Below are 23721 nucleotides of genomic sequence, written 5' to 3' on the forward strand. Positions count from 1 at the left end.
TATGGACTCCGTCGCCGCCCGCGACTTCTGGAACAGCCGCTATGACCGCCAGGACTATCTGTTCGGCGAGACGCCCAACGCCTTCCTGGCCGCTCAGATCGCGCGGCTCCAGCCCGGCATGACCGCTCTGGCGGTCGCCGACGGCGAGGGCCGAAACGGCGTGTGGCTCGCCGAACAGGGCCTGGCCGTCACCACCACGGATATCGCCCCGCGCGCGGTCGAGAAGGCCCTCGCCCTGGCCGAGCGACGTGGCGTCACACTGGACGCCCAGGTGGCGGACTTCGAGACCTGGGGCTGGCCGCAGGGTGCGTTCGACGTCGTGGTCGCCGTCTTCATTCAGTTCGCCCCGCCTCCCCAGCGCGACCGACTTTTCGAGCGTATGAAGGCGGCCGTGAAGCCTGGCGGCCTGGTCCTGTTGCAGGGCTATCGGCCGGAACAGATCGCCTATGGCACCGGCGGTCCGGGGCAGGTCGAGAACCTCTACACCGAGGCGCTGCTCCGCGACGCCTTCGCCGACTTCGACATCCTGCATCTGAAAAGCCACGACAGCGACGTCTCCGAAGGCGCCGGCCACAGCGGCCGGTCCGCCCTGATCGATCTCGTCGCCCGCCGTCCCTGACCCCCAGCGCCCGCACACCGGAACCGGCCATGAAAACCCTCCTCCTCGCCCTGTCCCTGGCCGCCTCCCTGGCGGCCTCCCCGAGCTTCGCTCAAGCTGTTTCAGGCTTCGGCGGCTTCAAGCCCCTGCCCGAGGCCGGCGAACAGCCGGATCCGTCGCGCGTCTATCGGGTCATCTTCGACGTGTCCCAGGGCGGTCCGGACGACAGGCCGCTGAAGGGACTGGATCGCGTTGCGCGGCTGGCGAATATGCTGGCGGCGGGCGGCGTGGACGCCGACCATCGTCAGATCGTCGTTGTGCTACACGGCGCCGCCACCCCTGCGGTCCTCTCCGACGCCGCCTGGGCCGCGCGCGGCAAGGGCGACGCCAACCCCAACAGCGCCCTGATCCGCAGCCTCATCGCCGCCGGCGTCCAGGTTCGGCTGTGCGGCCAGGCCATGGCCGGGAACGGCATCGCGCAAGCCGACCTCGAACCGGGCGTGAGCGTTGATCTCGCCGCCCTGATGACGGTCATCCACCTTCAACAGGCCGGATATGCCCTGGTTGTGAACTGACGTCTCGGCATAGGCGGAACCTTCACTGGCCATAAGAACTATTAGTTTGGGTAAGTGTGTATGTAAGTGTTCAATGGGGCGTCTGAAGGAGACATCGACATGACCGGACTGCCCCGCCTCAACGAACCCGCCCCCGACTTTCACGCCCGCACCACGCACGGGGATCGCAGCCTGGCCGATTACCGCGGCAGATGGCTGATCCTCTTCTCCCATCCGTCGGACTTCACCCCGGTCTGCACGACCGAGTTCATCGGCTTCGCCAAGCACGCGGATGAGTTCGCCGCCATGAACTGCGAGCTCCTGGGGCTCTCCATCGACAGCATCTTCTCGCACCTGGCCTGGACCCGGAACATCAAGGAGAAGTTCGGCGTCCAAATCCCTTTCCCCATCATCGAGGATCTGAAGATGGAGGTGGCCCAGGCCTACGGGATGATCCACCCCGGGGCGGCCGACACCTCGGCTGTTCGCGCCACCTTCCTGATCGATCCGGAAGGCAAGCTGCGCGCCATGGTCTACTATCCCATGAGCAATGGCCGCAGCATCGAAGAGTTCGTTCGGCTGCTCACCGCGCTCCAGGCGTCCGACGCCAACGGGGTCGCGACGCCTGAGAACTGGCGCCCTGGCCAACCGGCTATCGTCCCTCCGCCCAAGACCGCCGAGGCGGCCGAGGCTCGCGCTTCCGAGGGTTACGTCTACACCGACTGGTATTTCTCGACGCGCGACCTCCCCGACGCCCCGAAAGCCGCCTGATCGGACGCTGGCCGGACCGCGCAAGCGGTCCGGCCCTTTTCTTCGCAAACCAAACGGAGCCATCATGCAGATCATCGACCACGGCGGAGCGCGCATCGCGGCGCTCCACGACAAGAAGACCGGCAGTTGGCAATATGTCGTCTCCGACCCGGTCAGCCGCAAATGCGCGATCATCGATCCGGTCTGGGATTTCGACGAGAAGGCGGCGGCGACCTCGACCCGCAACGCCGACGCCATCCTGGACTACGTCAAGGCGGAAGGCCTGACGGTCGAATGGCTGCTGGACACCCATCCACACGCCGATCACTTTTCGGCCGCGCCCTATCTCAACGAGAAGCTGGAGGCTCCAACCGCCATCGGCGAGAAGGTCATCGGCGTCCAGAGGTTGTGGAAGGACATTTACGGCCTGGACGACGAATTCCCGACCGACGGTCGCCAGTGGGACCGTCTCTTCCAGGCCGGTGATACGTTTGCTGTCGGCGACCTGACGGGGCGGGTCATCTTCTCCCCAGGCCACACCCTGGCGTCCATTACCTATGTGATCGGCGGCAACGCCTTCGTCCACGACACCCTGATGATGCCCTATGCCGGCACCTCGCGCGCCGACTTTCCGGGCGGCGACTCCAAGGTCCTCTACCGAAGCATCCAGGACATCCTGGCCCTGCCCGAGGAGACCGGCGTCTTCGTCGGCCACGACTACGGTCCCGATGGCCGCGAGCCCGCCTGCTTCAGCACCGTGAGAGAGCAGAAGGCGGACAACATCCATGTCGGCGGCGGACGCGGAGAGGCGGATTTCGTGCGGCTTCGCGACGGCCGGGATGCCACCCTTCCCCTGCCGAACCTGATGCTCTACGCGCTTCAGGTGAACATCCGCGGCGGGGTGCTGCCGCCACCCGCCGAGGACGGCCGCATCTATTTCAAGATCCCCGCCAATCACTTCGCCCCGCCCCAGGAGAACTCTTGATGCGTCCTTCCACCCTGGCCCTGGCCGCCCTTTTGAGCACGACGGCCCTGGCCGCCCACGCCCAGACGCCCGCCGATCCTCTTCATGTCTACGGTCCGGGCGGCCCCGCCCCCGCCATGCGCGAAGCGGCGAAGGCCTATGAAGCGCGCACCGGTCGCGCCGTGGCCGTCGTCGCCGGACCCACGCCCCAATGGCTGGACCAGGCCAAGGCGGACGGCGACCTGATCTTCTCCGGCTCCGAGACGATGATGACCGACTTCGTCAGCGCTCTGGAGGGCCGCATCCGCGCCGAGGCGGTCGAGCCGCTCTATCTGCGCACCGCCTCCATTCTCGTTCGCCCGGGAAATCCGAACGGCATCGGCGGCCTGGAAGATCTCTTCCAGCCGGGTCGCCGAGTCCTGGTCGTCAACGGCGCGGGCCAGAACGGCCTGTGGGAGGACATGGCCGGTCGCACCGGCGACATCGCCAAGGTGCGCGCGCTGCGTCGCAACATCGTCGTCTACGCCCGCAACAGCGCCGAGGCCCGACAAGCCTGGATCGACGACCCGACGCTGGACGCCTGGATCATCTGGGGCATCTGGCAGGTCGCCAATCCGGACCTCGCTGATGTGGTCGAGGTCGAAGAGCCCTACCGCATCTACCGCGACGCCGGCGCCGTTGTGACAGAGACCGGCCGCCAGGACGCCGACGCCCAGCCGTTCCTCGACTTTCTGAAGTCCGACGAGGGGGCCGCCATCTTCGCGCGGTGGGGCTGGCGGACCGGCCAACCTTAAGCCTGCCTTAAGGTGAACCCTGCGGTGTCGGCGGCATGGTTGATCGTCGCTCCTCAATCCTGAACCGCCGACACCTGCTGGCGGCCGCAGCGGCGCCGCTCTGGGTCTCTACGGCGGCGCGAGCAGCACCCGCGCCCGCCGCCTTTGACATCACTGTTCTGACTACAGCCTTCTACGCCGCCCGCGGCGGACGCCCCGCCTGGGCGGGGTCCGCGCGCCGGCAAGCCATGGACGCCCTAGCTCTGGCGGACCGCCACGGGCTGTCGGCGCCCGACGGTCTCGCCCTTAGCGAAGCAGAACTGACCCAGGCCGTCCTGATCCTGGCTGAGGCGCTCGCCCATGGCCGGGTCGATCCAGCATCCGTCGAGACGCTCTGGGAGATGGATCGCAACCAAGTCGACACGCCGCCTCTCCTCGCAAAGGCGGTCGACGACGGAACACTTGCGGCGACGATGGCCGGCCTCGCACCCCAGGACCGCGGCTATCAGGGCCTGTGCGACGGCTTCCTCCGCTATCGCGCCATCGCCGACCGCGGCGGTTGGCCGCCCTTTGCCCTGGGCGCGACGATCGAACCATTTGCGTCCGACCCGCGCCTTCCCGCCCTCCTGCCGCGCCTTCGGGTGGAAGGCGATTTAAGCGAAGCCGCCGCCGCGATGGTCGGCCCGTCTGGCGGTGAATACGGCTCCATTGTGCAAGAGGCCGTTCGGGCGTTCCAGGTGCGCCACGGTCTTGAAGCGGACGCCCGCATCGGCCCGGCGACACAGCGGGCGCTCTCGATTTCGGCCGAGGCCCGCGCTCGCCAGATCGCGCTGAATTTGGAACGCCGCCGTTGGCTGAAGAGAGACGTCGCCCCGGAACGGATCGAGGTGAACACCGCCGCCTCCATCATGGTCTACTGGAAGGACGGTCGGCCCGTGCATTCGATGCGGGTCGTGACGGGTGACGCCGACAATGCGACGCCCAGCCTCGAACGGCCCTTCGCCTCGGTCGTCGCTAATCCGCCCTGGACGGTGCCGACCTCCATCGCCCAGCGCGAGATCCTGCCGCGTGGCGCCGGCTATATGCGGGCGAACAACATGACGATCCAGAACGGCATGGTGGTTCAGCGCGCGGGTCCGAATGCCGCCCTGGGCCAGGTCAAGTTCGAGCTTCAGGACAGCTACGCCATCTTCCTGCACGACACCCCGTCTCGGGGCGCGTTCGACCACAGCTTCCGCCATCTCAGTCACGGCTGCGTGCGGGTGCAGGACGCCGTCGGCTTCGCCCGCCTTCTCCTGGCGCCCGACCCCGAGAGGCTCGCCCGCTTCGACGCCGCGCTGGACAGCGGCCAGACCGTCCGTGTGGCGACCGGTCGGCCGATCGACGTGCGCCTACTGTACTGGACCGCGTTCCTGGACGGCCAGGGCCGCGTCGCCTTTCGCGATGACATCTATCGTCGCGACACCCGTCTGGCGGAGGCGTTGGGCATCGCCCTGCACCTGCCGCGGCCCGACGACCGGCGCGCCGATGCGGACGACGTCGGCCCCTGACGGCTATTCGGTCGTGCGGCCGTCGAAGTGCTCGTGGTCGGCGGAGGCCTCTTCCACCGTCGCGTGAACCGTCCCGTCGAGATGCTCCGGCGGGCCATAGAGGGTGTAGAGCCGAAGCGGCTCGGACCCCGTGCTGACCACATTGTGCCGGGCGCCCTGAGGGACGATGACCCCGTCGTCCGCCTTCACGGCGTGACGAACGCCGTCGATCCAGATTTCGCCCTCGCCCGCCTCGATGCGGAAGAACTGGTCGCGGTCGTCGTGGACCTCTTCGCCGATCTCCTGACCGGGCGGAATGGCCATGAGGACGAGCTGCAGATTGTGGCCGGTGTAGAGAACGCGGCGAAAGTCTGTGTTCTCTTCCGTCAGACGTTCGATATTGTCGATGAAGCCCTTCACGAGAGTCTCCTGTGCGGGTTGGCCGTCAGCGACGTGCGACGGCGGTGATGCGCGCGAACTGAGCCGTGTCGCCGCGCGCCGGCGTCGATGGGCGGGGCGCCGGGGCGGCGACGCGGGCGCCGACCGCCTTCGCATCGCCGCAGAAGATTTCGTACAGCATGCCCATCACCGCCTGGGCCCGCTCGTCGGCGATCGAATAGAAGATCGAGCGCGACTGACGACGCGTCTTGACCAGACCGTACTGGCGCAGCTCAGCCAGCTGCTGGGACAGAGCCGGCTGTTTGATGCCCAGGTCCGCCTCGAGCTGCCCCACCGAACGTTCCTCCTCGGCGATATGGCACAGGATCAGCAGCCGGTTGGCGTTGGCCAGCTGGCGCAACAGCTCTGCGGCCTCCGGCGCCTTTTCCTTCAACCGCTCCATGGCGGCCGCTTGATCGTCGGTCATGCGCGGCGCTCGCGATAGTACCAGGGCGCATCGCCTTCACCGTCGGCGATGGCGGCGTCCAGGGTGGTGGCGGCCGGCTCCAGCAGAGCGTCGCCGGGCATCCAGCCCGCCGGCGTGGAGGCCGCCTCGCGGTCCGAGGTCTGCAGGGCGGTGACGAGACGTAGCAGTTCATCAACCGAGCGGCCGATGTTCATCGGGTACCAGCTGATGGCGCGCACCACGCCTTCGGGATCGATCACGAAGGTGGCGCGCACCGTCGCGCTGTCGCTCGAGCCGGCGTCCACCATGCCGAAGGCGTGGCCGATGGCCATGGAGGGATCCTCGATGATTGGGAACGGCACCTTCACGCCGAAGCGGCGGTAAATGTCCTTCAGCCAGGCCAGGTGCGAATACAGACTGTCCACCGACAGGGCCATCAGATCGCAGTCGATCGCCGCGAAGGCGTCGGCCTGCCGGGCCAGGGCCACGAACTCGCTGGTGCAGACCGGCGTGAAGTCCGCCGGATGCGAGAACAGCACCAGCCAGCGTCCACGGTAGTCGCTGAGGCGCCTTTCGCCCTGAGTCGTGCGCGCCGTGAAGTCCGGCGCCGTATCGTTGATGCGCAGGGCGCGCATTGCGGGGGGATAGACGGCTGGCCCGGTGTCGATCGTGTCCATAGCCGCAAGCTAAGCGCATCCCACCGTTTCCGCTACATTAAAATACATACTTGCACGAACTATGAATGAGTATATGTGTTGAGTCACCGAAACGGAGACACGTCATGTCCTCGCCCACACCCGACCCCGCCCGCGACGACGCCGCCGACATCGTGCGCGCCGCGCTGGGCGATCCTCGCCAACGCCCTGTCGTGAAATCGTTCTTCGACGAAGCCACCTTCACCGTCAGCCACGTCGTGCGCGATCCCGGCTCCGACGTCTGCGCCATCATTGACAGCGTGCTGGACTACGATCCGGCGTCGGGCCGCACCACGCACGCTTCGGCCGATGCGCTCATTGATTACGTGAAATCCGAAGGTCTCACGGTTCAGTGGCTGCTCGAGACGCACGCCCATGCCGATCACCTGTCGGCGGCGCCCTATCTCCAGGAAAAGCTCGGCGGTCAGCTGGCGATTGGCCATGAAATCCTCACCGTCCAGGCGGTCTTCGGCAAGATCTTCAACGAAGGGACCGACTTCCGCCGCGACGGCAGCCAGTTCGACCATCTGTTCAACGACGGCGACCGGTTTGAGATCGGTGGTCTGAAGGCCACGGTCCTGCACGTGCCCGGCCACACCCCGGCCTGTCTGGCCTATGTCATCGGCGACGCCGTCTTCCCCGGCGATACCATGTTCATGCCCGACTATGGTACGGCGCGCTGCGACTTCCCCGGCGGCGACGCCCGGACCCTGTACCGCTCGATCCATCGCCTGACCTCCCTGCCGGACGAGGCGCGGGTCTTCCTGTGTCACGACTACAAGGCGCCGCCGGGCCGGACCGAGTTCGCCTGGGAGACCACCATCGGTGCCCAGCGGACAGGCAACATCCATATTCGCGACGACGTCAGCGAGGACGAGTTCGTGGCCATGCGCACCCAGCGCGACGCCACCCTGCCCATGCCCAAGCTGATCCTGCCGTCGGTTCAGGTGAACATGAACGGCGGCCGCCCGCCCGAGCCCGAGGACAATGGGGTGCGCTACCTCAAGGTCCCGCTGAACGCGCTGTGAGGCGAGGCTCCGATGCTTGAGCCTCTTCCCTTCATCTGGCCGCTGGCCGGCGGTCTGCTGGTCGGCCTGTCGGCCGGTCTCTATCTGTTGCTGAATGGGCGCGTGGCCGGGATTTCCGGCCTGACCGCCGCAGCGACCGGCCTGTCAAAAGGCGCGCCGCGCATTCTGGGCCTGCTTTTCATCGCCGGCCTGCTGGGCGGCGCGGCCCTGGCCTCGGCCCTGATCCGCAGGCCCGAGGTGCAGATCACTTCGGAGGTCTGGCTGCTGGTGCTCGGCGGCCTGATCGTCGGCTTCGGCACCCGCTGGGGCTCGGGCTGCACCAGCGGCCACGGCGTCTGCGGCCTGGCCCGCCTGTCGCCCCGCTCCATCGTCGCCACCGGCGTCTTCATGGCCGTCGCGGCCCTGACCGTCTTCGTCACCCGCCACCTGTTGGGAGGCCTGGCGTGAGCCGGCTGATCGTCGCCGTCCTGTGCGGCTTGTTGTTCGGCGCCGGCATGGTGGTGTCCGACATGATCAACCCGGCCCGCGTCCTGGCCTTCCTGGATGTGACGGGCGCCTGGGACCCCTCTCTGGCCTTCGTCATGGGCGGGGCGCTGATCCCCTCCGCCATAGCCTGGCTGATCCGCCGGCGCATGGAGGCTCCGGTCGCGGCCGACACCTTCCATGTGCCCGAGGGCCGGACCATCGACACCCCTCTGGTCGGCGGGGCCGCCCTGTTCGGCCTTGGCTGGGGCTTGGTCGGCCTGTGCCCCGGCCCGGCGCTTGCGGCGCTGACGACCGGCGCCTGGCAGGCCTTCGTCTTCGTCGGCGCCCTCGCGGCCGGCATGGCGCTGTTCCGCCTGACCCTCGACCGAAACGCCTGAACCAGAAAAGACCCTAGGGAGACAAAGCCATGCATATTCGCCCTTTGGACGAGGCCCTGTCCGCCTCGCCCCAGATCGCCCCGGAAGACCTGCCCGACATCGCGGCCCAAGGGTTCCGGTCGGTGATCTCCAACCGACCCGACGGCGAAGAGCCCGGCCAGCCCAGCTCCGAAGATCTGCGCCAGGCCGCCGAGGCTGCGGGACTGGCTTTCGCCCATGTTCCCGTGGTCGGCGGCGCAATCTCCGACCAGGACGTGGCGGACTTCCGCGAGGCTCTGGCCAACCTGCCCCAGCCTGTGTTCGGCTTCTGCCGCACCGGCACGCGCACGACCACCCTGTGGGCGCTGGCGAACGTCGCCTCGATAAGCGCTGACGATCTGATCGCACGCGCCAAGAGCGCCGGCTACGACCTCGGCGCCCTGCGTCCCCGTCTCGAAGGAGCCGCGTCATGAGCGCCCAGTACGCCCCCCTGGAGTCCTGCGATGTCCTGATCGTCGGCGGCGGATCCGCCGGCATCGCCACAGCCGCCAGCCTCCTGCGTCGTCGCCCCGACCTTGATGTCCGCATCGTCGAGCCATCCGAACATCACTACTATCAGCCCGGCTGGACCATGGTCGGCGCCGGCGTCTTCACGCCCGAGCGGACCCGGCGCCGCACCGAGGACCTGATCCCCCAAGGCGCCCAGTGGGTGCGCGGCTCGGTCGCGGCTTTCGACCCCATCCACGATCGCGTCGAACTGACCGACGGCCGCTGGATCGGCTATCGCATGCTGGTCGCGGCGCCGGGACTGAAGCTGGACTGGGGCGCCATTCCGGGCCTGGCGGAAACGCTCGGGCGCAACAACGTCACCTCCAACTACGGCTATGAGACCGCGCCCTACACCTGGAAGCTGGTCCAGGCGATGCAGAGCGGTCGGGCGATCTTCACCCAGCCGCCCATGCCGATCAAATGCGCCGGCGCCCCGCAGAAGGCCATGTATCTGTCGGCCGATCACTGGCGCGACCACGGTCGAAACGACATCGAGATCGAATTCCACAACGCCGGCCCGGTGCTGTTCGGGGTCAAGGACTACGTTCCGGCCCTGATGGAATATGTCAGCAAATACCGCATCGACCTGAACTTCGGATCGAAACTGGTGGCGGTGGACGGCCCGGCGCGGATCGCGACCTTCGCCGTGACCGGTGCGGACGGTGAAGTTCGCCAGGTTCGGCGCGAGTTCGACTTCCTGCACGTCTGCCCGCCGCAGACGGCGCCGGACTTCATTCGCGAAAGTCCGCTGGCCGCCGAAAGCGGCTGGATCGAGGTGGATGACGCCACCTTGCGCCACAAGCGGTTCGAAAACGTCTTCGGTCTGGGCGACGCCTGTTCGGCACCCAACGCCAAGACTGCTGCGGCCGCCCGCAAACAGGCGCCCGTGGTGGCCGAGAACATCCTGTCGCTGCTGGACGGCCAGCCGATGCGGGCGGTCTATGACGGCTATGGCTCATGTCCGCTCACGGTCGAGCGCGGCAAGATCGTGCTGGCCGAGTTCGGCTATGGCGGCAAGCTCCTGCCCAGCTTCCCGAAATGGATGCTCGACGGGACCAAGCCGACCCGTCTGGCCTGGCATCTGAAGGCCCAGGCCCTGCCCGAAATCTACTGGCTTGGGATGTTGCGCGGTCGCGAATGGCTGGCCGGCCCCCACCACATCGAACCCGCCCCCCAGCTTCGCCCTGCTGTCGCCTGAGCCTGATCATGGACCTGTCTCCGCTGCAGTACGGCCTCGGCGCCGGCGCCGGCTCGCTCGTCGGCTTCACCCTGGGCCTGGTCGGCGGCGGCGGGTCCATCCTGGCCGTGCCGCTGATCGTCTATCTGGTCGGGGTCAAGGAGCCGCACCTGGCGATCGGCACCAGCGCCTTCGCCGTGGCCGCCAACGCCTTCGCCAATGTGATCAATCATGCCCGCCACGGCACGGTGAAATGGAAAATTGCCAGTCTGTTCGCGGTCGCCGGGGTGCTCGGAGCCTTTCTGGGTTCGAGCCTGGGCAAGGCCGTGGATGGTCAGAAGCTGCTGGCCCTTTTCGCCGTCCTGATGCTGGTCGTCGGCGTACTGATGTTGCGGGGCCGCTCCGCCGGCGGAGACCCGAACGTCCAGCTTGATCGGCGCAATGCACCCAAGCTCGTCGGCACGGGCCTGGCCACGGGCGTGATGTCGGGCTTCTTCGGCATCGGCGGCGGCTTCCTTATCGTGCCCAGCCTGATGTTCTCGACCCGCATGCCGATCTACTATGCCGTCGGCTCTTCCTTGGTCGGCGTCACCGCCTTCGGCCTGACCACGGCCTTCAACTACGCCCTTGATGGCTGGGTCGACTGGCCCCTGGCGGCCGTCTTCATCGGCGGCGGCGTGCTGGGCGGTCTGGTCGGCGCACGGCTCGCCAAGGCCCTGTCGGGACAGAAAGGCGTCTTGAATACCGTCTTCGCGGGGCTGATCTTCGTCGTCGCCTTATATATGCTTTACCGCAGCGCCGGCGCGCTCGGCTTGATCGGTTGAAACGCTTCCATGGAACTTGACGCCCTGATCCTGGCTCGGATGCAGTTCGCCTTCACCGTCGCCTTCCACATCGTCTTCCCGACCTTCTCTATCGGCCTGGCCAGCTATCTGGCCGTGCTGGAGGCCCTGTGGCTGAAGACAGGGCGCGAGCTCTATCTGAACCTTTTCAAATACTGGCTGAAGATCTTCGCCGTCGCCTTCGGCATGGGCGTCGTCTCGGGTCTGGTGATGTCCTATCAGTTCGGCACCAACTGGTCGGTCTTCTCCGACAAGGCCGGACCCGTCATCGGCCCCCTGATGGCCTATGAGGTGCTCAGCGCCTTCTTCCTCGAGGCGGGCTTCCTGGGCGTGATGCTGTTCGGCCTGAACCGGGTCGGCAAGAAGCTGCACTTCCTGGCCACCCTGATGGTCGCCATCGGCACCTTCGCCTCGGCCTTCTGGATCCTGTCCGTCAACAGCTGGATGCAGACGCCGCAAGGCTACGCCATCAACGAGGTCGGCCAGTTCATCCCGGCCGACTGGTTCAAGATCGTCTTCAACCCGTCCTTCCCCTATCGCCTCGCCCACATGCTGCTGGCGGCCTACCTGACGACCGGTCTGGTGGTCGGCGCGGTCGGCGCCTGGCACCTCATGAAGGAGCGGACCAACAAGGGCGCGCGCAAGATGTTCGCCATGGCCATGGGCATGATCCTGGTCGCCGCTCCGGTGCAGATCTTCATCGGCGACATGCACGGGTTGAACACCCTGGAGCACCAGCCCGCCAAGGTCATGGCGATGGAAGGCCACTTCGAAAGCCACCCGGACGGGGCGCCGCTGATCCTGTTCGGCCTGCCCGATCGCGAGGCCGCCACCGTCCATGGCGCGGTCGAGGTTCCGAAGCTGTCGTCCCTGATCCTGAAGCATGATCCAAACGCGCCTCTGGCCGGTCTCGACACCGTCGCCCGCGCCGACTGGCCGCCGGTGGAGATCGTCTTCTGGTCCTTCCGCGTCATGGTGGGACTGGGCATGGCCATGCTGCTGCTGGGGCTATGGGGGTTGTACGCCCGCCTGCGCAGCCGCCTCTATGACGCCCCCTGGCTGCACCGCTTCGCCCTGATCATGGGACCGATGGGGTTCGTCGCCGTGCTGGCGGGCTGGATCACCACGGAGGTCGGCCGCCAGCCCTGGACCGTCTACGGCCTGCTGCGCACCGCCGACAGCGCCGCGCCTCTGGCGGCGCCTGCCGTCGCGACTTCCTTGGCCGCTTTCGCCGTGGTCTATTTCACCGTCTTCGGCGCCGGGGTCTTCTACATCCTGCGTCTGATGAGCCATGCGCCTCATCGCGGCGAGCCGGGCGTGGCGGAAACGCCGATCCGCACGGCGGGCATCACGCCTGCCCCCGCCATCGACCCCGACCGTCCCATCCCGACTGGCGAGGAGACTGATCATGAGCGTTGATCTGACCCTGGTCTGGGCCGGTCTGCTGGCCTTCGCCGTCTTCGCCTACATCGTCATGGACGGGTTCGACCTGGGTGTCGGCATCCTGTTCCCGACACTGAAGGCCGGCGATCAGCGCGACAAGGCGATGAACTCGATCGCCCCGGTGTGGGACGGCAACGAGACCTGGCTGATCCTGGGCGGTGGCGGCCTGTTCGCGGCCTTCCCCCTCGCCTATGCGGTCCTGATGCCGGCGGTCTACACGCCGATCATCGCCATGCTGCTGGGGCTGGTCTTCCGGGGCGTCGCCTTTGAATACCGCTGGCGCACCGTGCGGGCCAAGCCCGTCTGGGATGTCGCCTTCTTCGGCGGCTCCCTCCTGGCCGCCTTCTCCCAGGGCGTCACCCTGGGGGCCATCCTGCAGGGGGTCGAAGTGTCCGGTCGCGCCTATGGCGGCGGCTGGTGGGACTGGCTCAGCCCCTTCAGCCTGCTGACCGGTGTGGCCGTCGTCGTCGGCTACGCCCTTCTCGGCGCCACCTGGCTGAACATGAAGACGGATGGCGCGCTCCAGACCCACGCCCGGTCCCAGGCCTGGAAGTTGGGGCCGGCGACCTTGCTGATGATCGGCGCGGTCAGCCTGGCCACCCCGTTCCTCGACGGCGAATACGCCCGCCGGTGGTTCGACTGGCCCGGCGTGCTTCTGACGGCCCAGGTGCCGTTGCTCGTCCTGATCGTCGCGGCCGCCTTCTTCTGGACCATGCGTCAGAAGCGTGAGGTCTGGCCCTTCCTGCTGTCGCTGGGCCTGTTCGCGGTGACCTTCGCCGGGCTGGGCGTCAGCGTCTTCCCTTACGCCGTACCCGACGAGATCACCCTCTGGCAGGCCGCAGCTCCCGCCTCCAGCCAGCTGTTCATGCTGGTCGGCGCCCTGATCCTGATCCCGATCATCCTAGCCTACACCGCCTACGCCTACTGGGTGTTCCGCGGCAAGGTCGGCGACGACGGTTACCACTGATGCGTCGCGGCTCCACAAACGGGCTCCGGCAGGGCCTCTGGTTCGTCGCGCTCTGGGCGCTGGGCGTGGGCGTCCTGGGCATCGTCGCCTATCTGCTGCGCGGCGTTCTCAAGCTGGCCGGGGGGTGAGCCCGCAGGCGCCGAACCGCTGGCCCTGGCCGCCGCTCATCACGGGCGGCGCCGTCCTTGTCGCGCTCATCACGGCGCGTCTGTGGTCCCCGCCCGCTCTCTTCCCCGGCGCCTTCGCCGCTGGCGGCCTCCTGGTCGGGCTCGCCCTTGGTTTGGACCTCTGGGCCATGCTGGTGATGCGGCGGTGGCGCGCCAACATCCTGCCGCACCGGGCGGCGACCGCTCTGGTCACGACCGGTCCGTTCGCCTGGAGCCGCAACCCGATCTATCTCGCCAACGGCCTGCTGCTGCTCGGCCTCGGCGGCCTGTTCGACAACGCCTGGTTCTTCGTGGCCGCCCCCGTCGCCGCCTTCGCCACCGACCGCCTCGCCATCCGGCGCGAGGAACGACACCTGACGGCCCTCTTCGGGCCAGCCTGGTCCGCCTACGCCGATCGCGTGGACCGCTGGTTTGGGCGGCGGATGCCGTCGCAATCACCTTAAGGCTGGCTTAAGCTTGGCCCGGCCTGTTGCGACAAAACGCAGCAGGAAACGACGATGGGAGACATCAAGAGGCCCGCGCCAACCACGGGAACGCTTGTCCGGTGCTGATGGGCCTCCTCATGAGCGGTGCGATCGCCGCCGCCGGGCAACCCACGGACGCCCAGGATAGCTGGCGCGTCTCCGGATCGGCGCGCGCGCGGGGAGAGACGCTGTCAGGCCAGTTTTGTCCGATGGCGGAGCCAAGCGACGCCGTCCTGACGACGCGGCTGACGCTGGCCGTCGAGCGGGATGTGGGTCACGTGACGTTCGGGCGAGGTGTTCGATTCGCGGGCGTTCGGGCAAGGTCCGCTGTCGTCGGTCGGCGTTGGCGAGGTCAATGCGCTGGAGTTGGTTCAGGCCTACGCCAAGATCCGTCTCGGCGCGCGACGTGAGCGGACACTGAAACTCGGCCGCTTCACCATGGATCTGGGTTCCAAGCGTTTCGTTTCTCGCCAGAATTTTCGCAACACCACCAACGCCTATACCGGCGCCCGTTTCGACACGCCCCTGGCCGACGGCGCGCTGACGGCCTTCTGGGTCATGCCGCAGGTGCGGTTGCCGGACGACAGGGCCGCCATCGAGGACAATCGGATCGCGTGGGATCGAGAGAGTTCCAACCTGCAGTTCGCCGGCCTGTTTTGGACTCGCGACCTCGGCCAGCGGCGGTCGCTCGACCTCTATGTCTACGGCCTGACCGAAAGCGATGACGCGGACCAGCAGACCCGAAACCGCCGGCTGGCGACGCCCGGCGTCCGTTGGCGCCATTCGCCGGCGGCCGGGGCGTGGGATGTCGAGGTCGAGGCGGCGGCCCAGGTCGGTCAGGTCCGGCGCTCGGCCTCGCCCGCAGACACCCAGGATGTGGATGTCAGGGCGGGCTTCATTCATCTGGAGGCGGGACGTACCTTCGCCCACGACTGGTCGCCGAGACTCGCCGCCCAGTTCGACAATGTCACGGGCGATGGGGGACGGGGCGACTATGGCCGGTTCGACACCCTGTACGGCGCACGCCGCTTCGAGTTCGGCCCCGCCGGTCTCTACGGCCCGGTCTCGCGCGCCAACCTCGTGTCGCCCGGCGTTCGCCTCGAGGTAAAGCCCGACCGCAAGCTGGACGGCTTCGTCGCGGTGCGGGGCCTGTGGTTGGAAGACGCGCGCGACAGTCTGGGCGCGACGGGGGTCATCGACCCGTCGAGCGACAGCGGCCGCTTTGGCGGAACTCAGATCGAGGCGCGGGTCCGCTACAAGCTGACCCCCGACGTCACTCTGGAGACCGGCGGCGCCCGGCTCTTCAAGGGCGGCGCCCTGACCGATGCCCCGAACGCGCCGGCGACCGCCGACACCACCTACGGCTATGTGGACGTGACCTATGCCTTCTGACAGAGTCCTCGCCCCATGTCGCTGACCATCGGCCTCCTGCTGGCGCTCAGCTTCCTCGTGTCCTTGCTGGCCCTCGCCTTTCTGATCTGGGCGGTGACGAACCGGCAGCTCCAACTACACCAGGGCCAGGCCTACACCGTCTTCACGCCCGGCGAGGCGGGCACGCCCGACGATGCGACGATGGCCGGCGAGGACACCCAGTCCGTCGGGCCGCATCACTATGACACCGAGCGCGAGGGCATCGATGCGGTCTCGCGCCGCCCCGTGATGATCCTGATCGGCAGCGGCATCACCTGGCTGGTCATCGGCTCCATTTTCGGCCTGATGGCCTCGCTGAAGCTGCACTGGCCGGACTGGCTGACGGACGTCGCGCCGCTGACCTTTGGCCGGGTCCGCACGCTTCATCTGAATCTCGTGATCTATGGCTGGCTGTCGATGACCGGCATCGGCGTGGCGCTCTGGATCGCCCCGCGCATCTTTCATACGGAGCTGCGACATCCCCGACTGCCTGTGATCGGGGCCGTGCTCTGGAACATCGCCGTGGCCTGCGGCGCTCTGGCGATCGCCTCGGGCTGGACGGATGGCGAGGAATGGCTGGAGATCCCCTGGCAGATCGATGGGCTGTTGGCCCTGGCCGGGGCCTTCTTCGTCTGGCCGCTTCTCCACACAGCACTACGGCGCAACGTGGACCACATCTATGTGACCGGTTGGTACTATCTCGGGGCGCTGTGCTGGTTCCCCATTCTGTTCTTCATCGCCAATCTGCCGGGCATCCATTCGGGCGTGCAGGAGGCGACGGTCAACTGGTGGTTCGCCCACAATGTCCTGGGGCTCTGGCTGACCCCGCTGGGCGTTGGCGCGGCCTATTATTTCATTCCCAAGATCATCGGCAAACCCATCTACTCCTACAGCCTGTCGCTGCTCGGCTTCTGGGCGCTCGCCTTGTTCTACAGTCAGGTCGGCATCCACCATCTGATCGGCGGTCCGGTGCCGACCTGGGTGGTGACCCTGTCGATCGTCCACAGTGTGATGATGTTCGTTCCGGTGATCGCCGTGGCCATCAACCAGCACGTCACGGTCGCCCGCAACCTGTGGGCCTTCAAGGCCTCGGTCCCTCTGCGGTTCATCTCGCTGGGGGCGGTCATGTATACCCTGGCGTCCTTCCAGGGGTCGATCGAAGCCTTGCGCACGATCAATACCGTGACCCACTTCACCCAATACACGGTCGGGCACGCCCATCTCGGCGCCTATGGTTTTGTGTCCTTCATACTGTTCGGCGCGGTCTACCACATGGGCCCGCGACTGACGGGACGGCAGTGGCCCGAACCGGCCCTGATCAAGGCCCATTTCTGGCTCGTGGTCATCGGCTTCGCCATCTACTTCTTCGCCCTGACCATCGGCGGCGTGCTGCAGGGTCTGGCCATGCTGGACGCGACGCGCCCCTTCGCCGACAGCGTCACCGTCCTGGCGCCCTATCTTGAGGCCCGGTCTGTCGGCGGCGGGCTGATGACCCTGGGTCACCTCATCTTCGCGGGCCATTTCATAGCCCTGCTGGCCAAGGGCCGCGCGCCCCAGGCCGGGGCCGTCCCCACCGACACCGTTCCGGCGACCACAGCATGAACCGCGTCATTCCTCTGGGCGTCCTCGCCCTCGCCATCCTGGCCTTCGCCACCCTGATGCTGGTCATCCTTCCCGGCATCCAGATCCGCGAGCAAGCGCCCACGCCGGGTCTGCTGCCCTACACGGAGGCGGAGCTTCGGGGACGGGCGGCCTATGTCTCCGAAGGCTGCGTCTATTGTCACAGCCAGCAGCCCCGCGCCCTGGACCAGGCGCCGGACAGCGAACGCGGCTGGGGCCGGGCCGCGGTGGCCTCCGACTATTTCTACGACCAGCCCCATCAACTGGGCACCATGCGCACCGGGCCGGATCTCCAGAATGTGGGCGCGCGACTGCCGAGCGAAGCCTGGCACATGACCCACCTCTATCAGCCGCGCGCGATCTACGACTGGAGCATCATGCCGGCCTATCCTTATCTGTTCGAGGTCAAGGACAAGGCGGCGCCGGGCGACGTTGTCGTTGCGCTGCCGGAACGCTATGCGCCCAAGGGCAAGGTCGTCGTGGCCAGACCGCAGGCGCGCGACCTCGTGGCCTATCTGCGCAGCCTGGACCGGACCTTCCCTGCCCCGCCCACGGCCGTCCGCGACGACGGATACAGCGAAAAGGGCGAGCCGAAATGATCCGCAAAAGGCCGCCTGACGCCCCTCGGCCCCGCGAACCGGACGAGGCCTTCGAACCCTACGAGGAATTCCGGCGCATTCCGCTGCCGGTCTACTGGATCGCCATCGCCCTGGCGATCTGGGGCGCGGTCACCTTGTGGGACAACGCCCAGGCGGTCAGCGTCGGGCGAGAAGAACGCGCCGAGCAGATCGAGGACATCCCCGCCCTCGCCTTGAACAGCGGCGCTCAGGTCTTCGAGGCGCGGTGTTCGACCTGCCATCAGCCCAACGCCGTGGGCGTGCGCAGCGCCATCCCGCCGCTGGCGGGATCCCGGTTCGTCGCCGCCGATCCGGCCGTCATCGTGCAGATCCTGCTGCATGGGATCGACGGCCCGATCGATGTCGGCGGCAAGGTCTTCGACGGCCATATGCCGAGCTTCGCAAGCGTGCTGTCCGACGCCCAATTGGCGCGGGTCGCCACCCATGTCCGCCAGACCTGGGGCGGCGATGACCAAGAGATCACGCCCGCCTTCGTGACGGCGCAGCGCGACCGCTTCCCCGGCCGCGGGGCCTGGCGCGGAGGCGAGGAGCTGGCTCGGGTCGTCGATCCCGGATTGGCGCCTCAACCTCCGGTCGGACCTGTCCGGATCTTCAGTTTCGACGATCCTGGCGTGATGCGTCTGGTCACAGAGGGCCGAGGCGAAGCCTGGGCCTGCGCCTCCTGTCACGGCGCCGCCGGCGAGGGCGGCGCCAACGTGCCCCGACTGGCAGGTCTGCCCGAGGGTTACATCGTCAAACAGCTGCAGGACTATGTCTCGGGCCGCCGTCGCAATGAGACCATGCAGACCGTCGCCGGCGCCCTGAGCGACGCCGACCGACGCGGCCTCGCGCGATACTATTCGGCCCTGCGCACGCCCTCCACAGCGCGGCCGGAGCTTGGCGGCGGACTGAAGCGTGGCGAGCAGCTGGCGCTGTATGGCGACTGGTCCAAGAACCTTCCCGCCTGTTTCAGTTGCCATGGCCCCTCGGGCTTCGGCGTGGCGCCGAACTTCCCCTCCCTGGCGGCCCAGCATCCCGCCTATACGGCCTCGCAGCTGGCCGCTTGGGTCGGGGGGCAGCGCGACAACTCTGACGTCCAGCTGATGAACGAGGTCGCACGCAATCTGTCCGACGCGGACCGACGCGCGATCGCCGACTATCTGGCGACCCTTCCGCCGGTGCCGGCCGCTTCCGATGATGAAAGGCGATGACCATGGATGACGACGCTCCGCCTCCCGCACCGCAGGATCGGCCCGCCAAGGGCCGGTTCGCCCGTGACGTGATCTATGCCGTCGGCGGCGGCTTCGCCCTGTTCGCCATCGCCGCCTACGCCTTTGACGCGGGCTGGCTGCGGGATCGCAAGGCTGGCGAGGCCGACGGCGACAGGAACGTCCACGCAGCCCTGTTCCAGCCGCCGCCGGACAGCGCCATCCCCGACGGGCCGGAAGGCGATGCGATCCGGCGCGGCCAGGCGATCTTCATGAACACCTCGGCCAATGCCTCGGATTTTGTCGGCAACAATCTTTCGTGCTCGAACTGCCACCTCGACGGCGGTCGACGGGCCAACTCGGCGCCCATGTGGGCCGCCTGGACCGTCTATCCCAAATACCGTTCCAAGAATAAGCAGATCAACACCATGGAAGATCGGGTGAAGGGCTGTTTCACCTATTCGATGAACGCCCAGCATTCGCCGACCGGCGGCCCGCCGCCGGCCGGTCACGACGTCTACAAGGACCTGCAAATCTATATGCACTGGCTCGCCACCGGAGCCCCGACGGGCCAAGACTTGGAGGGCGCCGGCTATCCGGAGCTTGAAAAGACCGCGGCGGGTTACGACCCGGCGCGCGGGAGCCGGGTCTACGCCGCCAACTGCGCGACCTGCCATGGTGCGGACGGCCAGGGGCAGTACGACCTGAATGGACGGCCGGTCTTCCCGGCGCTCTGGGGCCCGCGGTCCTATAACTGGGGCGCCGGCATGGCGCGGGTGAACACCGCCGCCGGCTTCATCAAGGCCAATATGCCGCTCGGCCAGAGCGATCGTCTCACAGACCAGCAGGCCTGGGACGTCGCCGCCTTCATCAACAGCCACGAGCGCCCCAAGGATCCCCGCCAGACCGGGACAGTGCAGGAGACGGCCCAAAAGAACCACAGCGGCGAGGAGACGTTTTACGGGCGCACCTACCAGGGCCGTCTGATCGGGGTGGGCACGCCTGAACCGGCCGCTCGCGCCCGGCCTTGAGCGCAGACCCCCGCCAGCAGCTGTTCGCCGTGGACGGCCTCTTCTGCGGCGGGTGCGCGCGCGGTCTAGAGCGTCGGCTTGGCGAAACCGACGGCGTCCTCCTGGCCCGGGTCCACCACCTTTCCGCCTCGGCCCTGGTGCGATGGGACACACAGCGCTGCGATACCGCTCATCTTCGCGCCGTCGTCCGTCAGGCCGGCTATCGCCTGATCGAGCGCGCCGACCCTCAGGATGCGGTGGACCGGTTCGACGGTCAAATCCGCCAGTTGACGCTCAGGCTCGCCGTGTCGGTGGCCTTCGGCATGTGGGCGATGGTCGCAGCGATCGTGATCTATGTGACTCCGAGCCTCGGCGCGAACCTCGGCTGGAGGCTGGCTATCGCCAGCGGTCTGCTGGCCTCGCCGGTGCTTCTCTATGGCGGTTGGGACATCGGCCGCATGGCGATCCGATCCCTGCGTCTCCGCGCGCCCGGGCTAGACCTCCTGGTCACGCTCGGCGTTCTGGGCGCCGTGGCGGCCTCGCTCGTTCATCTGGGGGCCGGCGATCGCCACGTCTACTTCGACACGGCGGTCATGCTGATCACCCTGCTGCTGACCGGACGTCTGATCGAGACCCATATCCGCCGCAGGGCCGCCCAGGGCGTGGTGGCGATGGGCCGTTTGTTCGACGACACGGCCCTGGTCTGGCGGGAGGCGGACGGCTGGCAGGCGGCGCCCAGCGCCAGCCTCCGTCTTGGCGATCTCGTGCGGATCCCTGCCGGCGCCGTAGCGACCGTCGATGGCCTGATCTTGACCGGTAAGAGCCGCCTGAACTCGGCCGTGCTGAACGGCGAATCCGCGCCGCGCGCCATCACTCCGGGAGACCGCATCAGCGCGGGGGCCGTCAATCTCGACCGGATGATCGAAGTCTCGGTTGATCGCGAAGCCGGAGATCGCGACGTGGATCGGATGGGGGGACGGGTGGCCCTAGAACTGGCGACGCGCGGCGGTGACGAGGACCGGATCGCGCGCCTGGCCGGCACGCTGACCCAGGGCCTGATCCTGGCGGCCGTCCTGGTGACGGCAGCGACGCTGGCGGTTATGGCCGACGGGGGCGAGGCGGTGATGCGCGGCCTGGTCGTGCTCCTGGCGGCCTGCCCCTGCGCCCTGGCCCTGGCCGCGCCCCTGGCGCAGGCGCGGCTCTCGGCCAAGGCCGCCGGGCACGGTCTGCGGTTTTCCGATCCCGGCGTCGTCGATCGCATGGCCGGGCTGCGCACCGCCTTTCTGGACAAGACCGGGACCCTGACCCTGGGCCGCCTCGAGGTGGTCGCCGTCGACCCCTGCCCCGGCTGGTCTGTGGCGCAGGTGCTGGACCTGGCGGCGCGTGCGGAGACCGGCATCGCCCATCCCCTTGCGCAGGCCGTCGTCGCCGCCGCGTCGATCGGCGACGCGGTCGTCGTCGGCGGTCAACGCCTGGATCGCGGCGCCGAGACGACGCTGGCGGACGGAACCCACGTCCATGTCGGCGGCGTCGCTAGTTTGCAGGGAGAAACCCGTCTTCGGGTCACCGTGGATGGTCTCGCGGTCGGCGACCTTCTGCTCGCCGATGCGCTGGACCCCAGCGCCGCCGACGGTGTGGCGCAGCTCAAACGGCGAGGATTGCGGGTCGCCATGGCCACCGGCGACGCCGACGGGCCGGCCCTGGCGGTCGCGCAGCGGATCGGCCTGGACGCCGCTGCGGTCCACTGGGGCTGCACCCCCGCCGACAAGGCCGACAGGATCAGGAACACGAGAGGACCTGTGCTCTTCGTCGGCGACGGCGTGAACGACGCCCCCGCCCTGACCGCCGCCGCCTGCGGGGTCTCGGTGGCCCGGGCGCATCCGGCCGCCGCGGCCACGGCGGCGATCGTCATCCTCGAAGGGGGTCTTGAACAGGTCGACGTGGCGCTAAGCCTGGCCGCCGAGACACGCCGCAAAATCCGCCAGAATGTCGTCCTCGCCCTCGCCTACAACATCATCGTCCTGCCCCTGGCGGCTTTGGGCCTGCTTTCTCCCTTGGGGGCCGCAATCGCCATGACCGCGAGTTCCCTGCTGGTGCTGCTGAATGCGTTGCGAGATTGACCGACGGGGCAGTCCGGGGGCCATCCGCCCTCGGCGCCGGACGAACACCGACACCTCATGTCTTGCGTTGAGCGCCGGTTTCGACCCAGCACGGCTGTGGGATTTCGATAGAGGGCCTTTCGCGCGGGCGCTCGGACGACGGGGAACGTCCGGCGATCCTCAGATCTGGAGCCAAGAGACGCCAATGGCTCGGCAGCGATCGCGGGGAAGATGTTGAGCGGAGCACGCTTGTTTCTAGCCCGCCGCTACGAACGATCTGATGGCGATTGCCATGGAGTTCCGCTCAGCAGCCTGCGCCAAAAGTCCGTTCTGCGAATTGGGCGCCCTAAGTCTGATCCGCACGATCCCATCCGCGCATGATGACCCCCTACTCGACGTCAAGATATGCTGATCGCGCATGCCGTCATCCTCCCGCCGAGCGCAGTCAGGAGGATGTGCCCCGGCTTCTTCGGCGCAGCGGTCAGATTCGCTCCGCCGAAAAGACATATATTCATTGGGCGTCACCCGTGGTTGTCTCGATCTGCGCCGGTTAGGGCGCCGCCTGTCGAGGCGCGACCAGCTTAGGGAAGTAGGGCGGCGGCTTGCAGGGCGCGCCGGCGATCAGCGGATGCACCTTGGCGAGTTTCACACCGAGGCATTGCGTTACGAAATCGCCCGCGTCATAGGCCCCTGGCGCGCCTTCAAATGACTGGTGGTGATAGACGGCGTTTCGCGCATCCCGGATGCGGTCGAGCCAAGTCACCGCGAGTTGCTTCGGAACCATTTGCCCCTTGAAGACGAACTTGGGCGCGAAGAGCGACCAGTGGTCCTCAATCAGGAAGACGAGGTGTCCGAAGTCGCAGGCTGTCAGGAGCTCGTTCCCGGTGCGAAAGCTGGTGACCGCGACCTTCTTGTCGATCAGGGACTGCAGGATTCGCCCCATTCGGTAGGGAATCTCGCGGTTGATGTCGACGTTGCCGATGCGCGTCACCGACCGGGGATCCCACGCGCTCGACATCAGCCCTTTGAGTACAGGGTTCCACCAACCTTGGATGCCGTAGTGGGTCTCCAGCTCGACGGCGAGGCTCGCGCGCAGGGCGGTCTCGACCGTGTGGAACATCGGGAACATCTGAGCGTGCTCAGCGACCTTGCGATTGTAGATTCGGTAGATCGCGTCGCGGATATCGCCCTCAGCCGGTTCTTCCGGCAGCTTCTTTTTCGCGGTCGCCGCGATCTCCTGGATGGCGCCGCTCAAAAGCTGCGAGCTGACGACCGACAGGTCCGTTCGGAGACGGTCGATTACGGCTTGGTCGGGTCGCTGCGGCAGGGCGTCGATGAGGGCGTTCAGGGATTCTGTGATAGACTTGGTCACGCGCCGACGCCCCCGCTCCAGCCCGGCGCATTGACGAACCGGGAAACAAACCTCATATTCACGGCACTCCAGCCACGTCGTTCCGTGGGTTCGTTACCAGCCGCAAGGCTGGCGTGGAATGAGTCTAAACAGACTTCCAAGGGCCGCCGCGAGGCGGCCCTTCTACTTTGGGCCTCGATCCGAGCGGTCAGGCCGTCGC

At 67.5% G+C, this 23721-nt stretch carries 26 protein-coding genes; 22 read left to right on the forward strand and 4 right to left on the reverse strand.

Annotated features, from left to right (window positions below; genetic code table 11):
- Nucleotide 1: 1 nt before the first annotated feature.
- The 6 genes from WC585_RS13455 (at nt 2) to WC585_RS13480 (ending at nt 5189) form a co-directional block, all read left to right on the forward strand.
- On the forward strand, nt 2–619 hold the full coding sequence (locus WC585_RS13455) for a cyclopropane-fatty-acyl-phospholipid synthase family protein (RefSeq protein WP_373258509.1): 618 nt from the start codon (nt 2–4) through the stop codon (nt 617–619).
- A 29-nt stretch (nt 620–648) separates the two neighbouring features.
- Nucleotides 649–1173 carry a DsrE family protein gene (locus WC585_RS13460; protein ID WP_219354421.1) on the forward strand — a complete coding sequence of 175 codons (525 nt, stop codon included), beginning with the start codon at nt 649–651 and terminating at the stop codon, nt 1171–1173.
- Nucleotides 1174–1272: 99 nt separating this feature from the next.
- The gene (locus WC585_RS13465; RefSeq protein ID WP_040349365.1) at nt 1273–1923 is read left to right on the forward strand and encodes a peroxiredoxin; all 651 of its coding nucleotides are present in this window, start codon (nt 1273–1275) and stop codon (nt 1921–1923) included.
- A gap of 64 nt (nt 1924–1987) precedes the next feature.
- A complete protein-coding gene (locus WC585_RS13470; RefSeq protein ID WP_372695128.1) occupies nt 1988–2887 on the forward strand; it encodes an MBL fold metallo-hydrolase in 900 nt (299 codons plus the stop codon).
- Nucleotides 2887–3660: a substrate-binding domain-containing protein gene (locus WC585_RS13475; protein ID WP_373258510.1), complete on the forward strand. Its 774-nt coding sequence runs from the start codon at nt 2887–2889 to the stop codon at nt 3658–3660. Before WC585_RS13470 ends, WC585_RS13475 begins: the two co-directional genes overlap by 1 nt.
- A gap of 35 nt (nt 3661–3695) precedes the next feature.
- Complete coding sequence (locus WC585_RS13480) at nt 3696–5189, forward strand: murein L,D-transpeptidase (protein WP_373258511.1); 1494 nt, start codon at nt 3696–3698, stop codon at nt 5187–5189.
- 3 nt (nt 5190–5192) lie between these two features.
- On the opposite strand, the gene WC585_RS13485 is transcribed toward WC585_RS13480, so the two are convergent.
- Genes WC585_RS13485 through WC585_RS13495 form a run of 3 tightly spaced genes read right to left on the reverse strand, consistent with a single transcriptional unit; the run spans nt 5193 to nt 6689 of the window.
- Nucleotides 5193–5588 (reverse strand): cupin domain-containing protein, encoded by a 396-nt coding sequence (locus tag WC585_RS13485; protein WP_219354426.1) that lies wholly within the window; start codon nt 5586–5588, stop codon nt 5193–5195.
- A 25-nt stretch (nt 5589–5613) separates the two neighbouring features.
- Complete coding sequence (locus WC585_RS13490; RefSeq protein WP_008259045.1) at nt 5614–6033, reverse strand: metalloregulator ArsR/SmtB family transcription factor; 420 nt, start codon at nt 6031–6033, stop codon at nt 5614–5616.
- Nucleotides 6030–6689 (reverse strand): peroxiredoxin, encoded by a 660-nt coding sequence (locus tag WC585_RS13495; RefSeq protein ID WP_373258512.1) that lies wholly within the window; start codon nt 6687–6689, stop codon nt 6030–6032. The genes WC585_RS13490 and WC585_RS13495 overlap by 4 nt, the downstream gene beginning before the upstream one ends.
- A gap of 104 nt (nt 6690–6793) precedes the next feature.
- On the opposite strand from WC585_RS13495, the gene WC585_RS13500 reads away from it, so the two are divergent.
- The 16 genes from WC585_RS13500 (at nt 6794) to WC585_RS13575 (ending at nt 22171) form a co-directional block, all read left to right on the forward strand.
- Nucleotides 6794–7735, forward strand: coding sequence for an MBL fold metallo-hydrolase (locus WC585_RS13500; protein ID WP_035308659.1), 942 nt, complete (start codon nt 6794–6796; stop codon nt 7733–7735).
- 12 nt (nt 7736–7747) lie between these two features.
- Complete coding sequence (locus tag WC585_RS13505) at nt 7748–8182, forward strand: YeeE/YedE family protein (RefSeq protein WP_035308657.1); 435 nt, start codon at nt 7748–7750, stop codon at nt 8180–8182.
- A complete protein-coding gene (locus tag WC585_RS13510) occupies nt 8179–8598 on the forward strand; it encodes a DUF6691 family protein (protein ID WP_035308654.1) in 420 nt (139 codons plus the stop codon). The genes WC585_RS13505 and WC585_RS13510 overlap by 4 nt, the downstream gene beginning before the upstream one ends.
- A 29-nt stretch (nt 8599–8627) precedes the next feature.
- Complete coding sequence (locus tag WC585_RS13515) at nt 8628–9050, forward strand: TIGR01244 family sulfur transferase (RefSeq protein WP_035308653.1); 423 nt, start codon at nt 8628–8630, stop codon at nt 9048–9050.
- Nucleotides 9047–10324, forward strand: coding sequence for an FAD/NAD(P)-binding oxidoreductase (locus WC585_RS13520; protein ID WP_035308651.1), 1278 nt, complete (start codon nt 9047–9049; stop codon nt 10322–10324). Before WC585_RS13515 ends, WC585_RS13520 begins: the two co-directional genes overlap by 4 nt.
- Nucleotides 10325–10332: 8 nt before the next feature.
- Entirely contained in the window at nt 10333–11127 is a 795-nt protein-coding gene (locus WC585_RS13525) for a sulfite exporter TauE/SafE family protein (protein ID WP_035308649.1), read from the forward strand.
- 9 nt (nt 11128–11136) lie between these two features.
- Nucleotides 11137–12564: a cytochrome ubiquinol oxidase subunit I gene (locus WC585_RS13530; RefSeq protein ID WP_373258513.1), complete on the forward strand. Its 1428-nt coding sequence runs from the start codon at nt 11137–11139 to the stop codon at nt 12562–12564.
- Nucleotides 12554–13555, forward strand: a complete 1002-nt coding sequence (gene cydB, locus WC585_RS13535; protein ID WP_035308644.1) for a cytochrome d ubiquinol oxidase subunit II — start codon at nt 12554–12556, stop codon at nt 13553–13555. Before WC585_RS13530 ends, cydB begins: the two co-directional genes overlap by 11 nt.
- Nucleotides 13555–13683 carry a DUF2474 family protein gene (locus WC585_RS13540; protein WP_137721941.1) on the forward strand — a complete coding sequence of 43 codons (129 nt, stop codon included), beginning with the start codon at nt 13555–13557 and terminating at the stop codon, nt 13681–13683. Before cydB ends, WC585_RS13540 begins: the two co-directional genes overlap by 1 nt.
- Nucleotides 13680–14165, forward strand: coding sequence for an isoprenylcysteine carboxylmethyltransferase family protein (locus tag WC585_RS13545; RefSeq protein WP_054764186.1), 486 nt, complete (start codon nt 13680–13682; stop codon nt 14163–14165). The genes WC585_RS13540 and WC585_RS13545 overlap by 4 nt, the downstream gene beginning before the upstream one ends.
- Nucleotides 14166–14480: 315 nt before the next feature.
- Nucleotides 14481–15578: an alginate export family protein gene (locus WC585_RS13550; RefSeq protein WP_052004684.1), complete on the forward strand. Its 1098-nt coding sequence runs from the start codon at nt 14481–14483 to the stop codon at nt 15576–15578.
- A gap of 15 nt (nt 15579–15593) precedes the next feature.
- On the forward strand, nt 15594–17198 hold the full coding sequence (locus WC585_RS13555) for a cbb3-type cytochrome c oxidase subunit I (RefSeq protein WP_201463312.1): 1605 nt from the start codon (nt 15594–15596) through the stop codon (nt 17196–17198).
- Nucleotides 17195–17815, forward strand: coding sequence for a cbb3-type cytochrome c oxidase subunit II (locus tag WC585_RS13560; protein ID WP_035305693.1), 621 nt, complete (start codon nt 17195–17197; stop codon nt 17813–17815). Before WC585_RS13555 ends, WC585_RS13560 begins: the two co-directional genes overlap by 4 nt.
- Nucleotides 17812–19044 carry a c-type cytochrome gene (locus WC585_RS13565; protein WP_052004686.1) on the forward strand — a complete coding sequence of 411 codons (1233 nt, stop codon included), beginning with the start codon at nt 17812–17814 and terminating at the stop codon, nt 19042–19044. Before WC585_RS13560 ends, WC585_RS13565 begins: the two co-directional genes overlap by 4 nt.
- Nucleotides 19045–19046: 2 nt before the next feature.
- Complete coding sequence (locus WC585_RS13570) at nt 19047–20072, forward strand: c-type cytochrome (protein WP_052004688.1); 1026 nt, start codon at nt 19047–19049, stop codon at nt 20070–20072.
- Entirely contained in the window at nt 20069–22171 is a 2103-nt protein-coding gene (locus WC585_RS13575; RefSeq protein WP_035305696.1) for a cation-translocating P-type ATPase, read from the forward strand. The genes WC585_RS13570 and WC585_RS13575 overlap by 4 nt, the downstream gene beginning before the upstream one ends.
- A gap of 529 nt (nt 22172–22700) precedes the next feature.
- On the opposite strand, the gene WC585_RS13580 is transcribed toward WC585_RS13575, so the two are convergent.
- Nucleotides 22701–23522 carry a hypothetical protein gene (locus WC585_RS13580; RefSeq protein WP_035305698.1) on the reverse strand — a complete coding sequence of 274 codons (822 nt, stop codon included), beginning with the start codon at nt 23520–23522 and terminating at the stop codon, nt 22701–22703.
- Nucleotides 23523–23721: the final 199 nt, after the last annotated feature.

Source organism: Brevundimonas sp., assembly GCF_041648055.1.
Lineage (GTDB): Bacteria > Pseudomonadota > Alphaproteobacteria > Caulobacterales > Caulobacteraceae > Brevundimonas.

Excerpts from the sequence above, each read along its gene's own strand:
- WC585_RS13475 (WP_373258510.1), top strand. The coding sequence starts at position 2,887 with ATGCGTCCTTCCACCCTGGCCCTGGCCGCCCTTTTGAGCACGACGGCC.
- WC585_RS13500 (WP_035308659.1), top strand. The coding sequence starts at position 6,794 with ATGTCCTCGCCCACACCCGACCCCGCCCGCGACGACGCCGCCGACATC.
- WC585_RS13570 (WP_052004688.1), top strand. The coding sequence starts at position 19,047 with ATGGATGACGACGCTCCGCCTCCCGCACCGCAGGATCGGCCCGCCAAG.
- cydB (WP_035308644.1), top strand. The coding sequence starts at position 12,554 with ATGAGCGTTGATCTGACCCTGGTCTGGGCCGGTCTGCTGGCCTTCGCC.
- WC585_RS13565 (WP_052004686.1), top strand. The coding sequence starts at position 17,812 with ATGATCCGCAAAAGGCCGCCTGACGCCCCTCGGCCCCGCGAACCGGAC.
- WC585_RS13520 (WP_035308651.1), top strand. The coding sequence starts at position 9,047 with ATGAGCGCCCAGTACGCCCCCCTGGAGTCCTGCGATGTCCTGATCGTC.
- WC585_RS13505 (WP_035308657.1), top strand. The coding sequence starts at position 7,748 with ATGCTTGAGCCTCTTCCCTTCATCTGGCCGCTGGCCGGCGGTCTGCTG.
- WC585_RS13480 (WP_373258511.1), top strand. The coding sequence starts at position 3,696 with ATGGTTGATCGTCGCTCCTCAATCCTGAACCGCCGACACCTGCTGGCG.
- WC585_RS13460 (WP_219354421.1), top strand. The coding sequence starts at position 649 with ATGAAAACCCTCCTCCTCGCCCTGTCCCTGGCCGCCTCCCTGGCGGCC.
- WC585_RS13490 (WP_008259045.1), bottom strand. The coding sequence starts at position 6,033 with ATGACCGACGATCAAGCGGCCGCCATGGAGCGGTTGAAGGAAAAGGCG.
- WC585_RS13540 (WP_137721941.1), top strand. The coding sequence starts at position 13,555 with ATGCGTCGCGGCTCCACAAACGGGCTCCGGCAGGGCCTCTGGTTCGTC.
- WC585_RS13465 (WP_040349365.1), top strand. The coding sequence starts at position 1,273 with ATGACCGGACTGCCCCGCCTCAACGAACCCGCCCCCGACTTTCACGCC.
- WC585_RS13555 (WP_201463312.1), top strand. The coding sequence starts at position 15,594 with ATGTCGCTGACCATCGGCCTCCTGCTGGCGCTCAGCTTCCTCGTGTCC.
- WC585_RS13455 (WP_373258509.1), top strand. The coding sequence starts at position 2 with ATGGACTCCGTCGCCGCCCGCGACTTCTGGAACAGCCGCTATGACCGC.
- WC585_RS13530 (WP_373258513.1), top strand. The coding sequence starts at position 11,137 with ATGGAACTTGACGCCCTGATCCTGGCTCGGATGCAGTTCGCCTTCACC.
- WC585_RS13560 (WP_035305693.1), top strand. The coding sequence starts at position 17,195 with ATGAACCGCGTCATTCCTCTGGGCGTCCTCGCCCTCGCCATCCTGGCC.
- WC585_RS13470 (WP_372695128.1), top strand. The coding sequence starts at position 1,988 with ATGCAGATCATCGACCACGGCGGAGCGCGCATCGCGGCGCTCCACGAC.
- WC585_RS13495 (WP_373258512.1), bottom strand. The coding sequence starts at position 6,689 with ATGGACACGATCGACACCGGGCCAGCCGTCTATCCCCCCGCAATGCGC.
- WC585_RS13525 (WP_035308649.1), top strand. The coding sequence starts at position 10,333 with ATGGACCTGTCTCCGCTGCAGTACGGCCTCGGCGCCGGCGCCGGCTCG.
- WC585_RS13515 (WP_035308653.1), top strand. The coding sequence starts at position 8,628 with ATGCATATTCGCCCTTTGGACGAGGCCCTGTCCGCCTCGCCCCAGATC.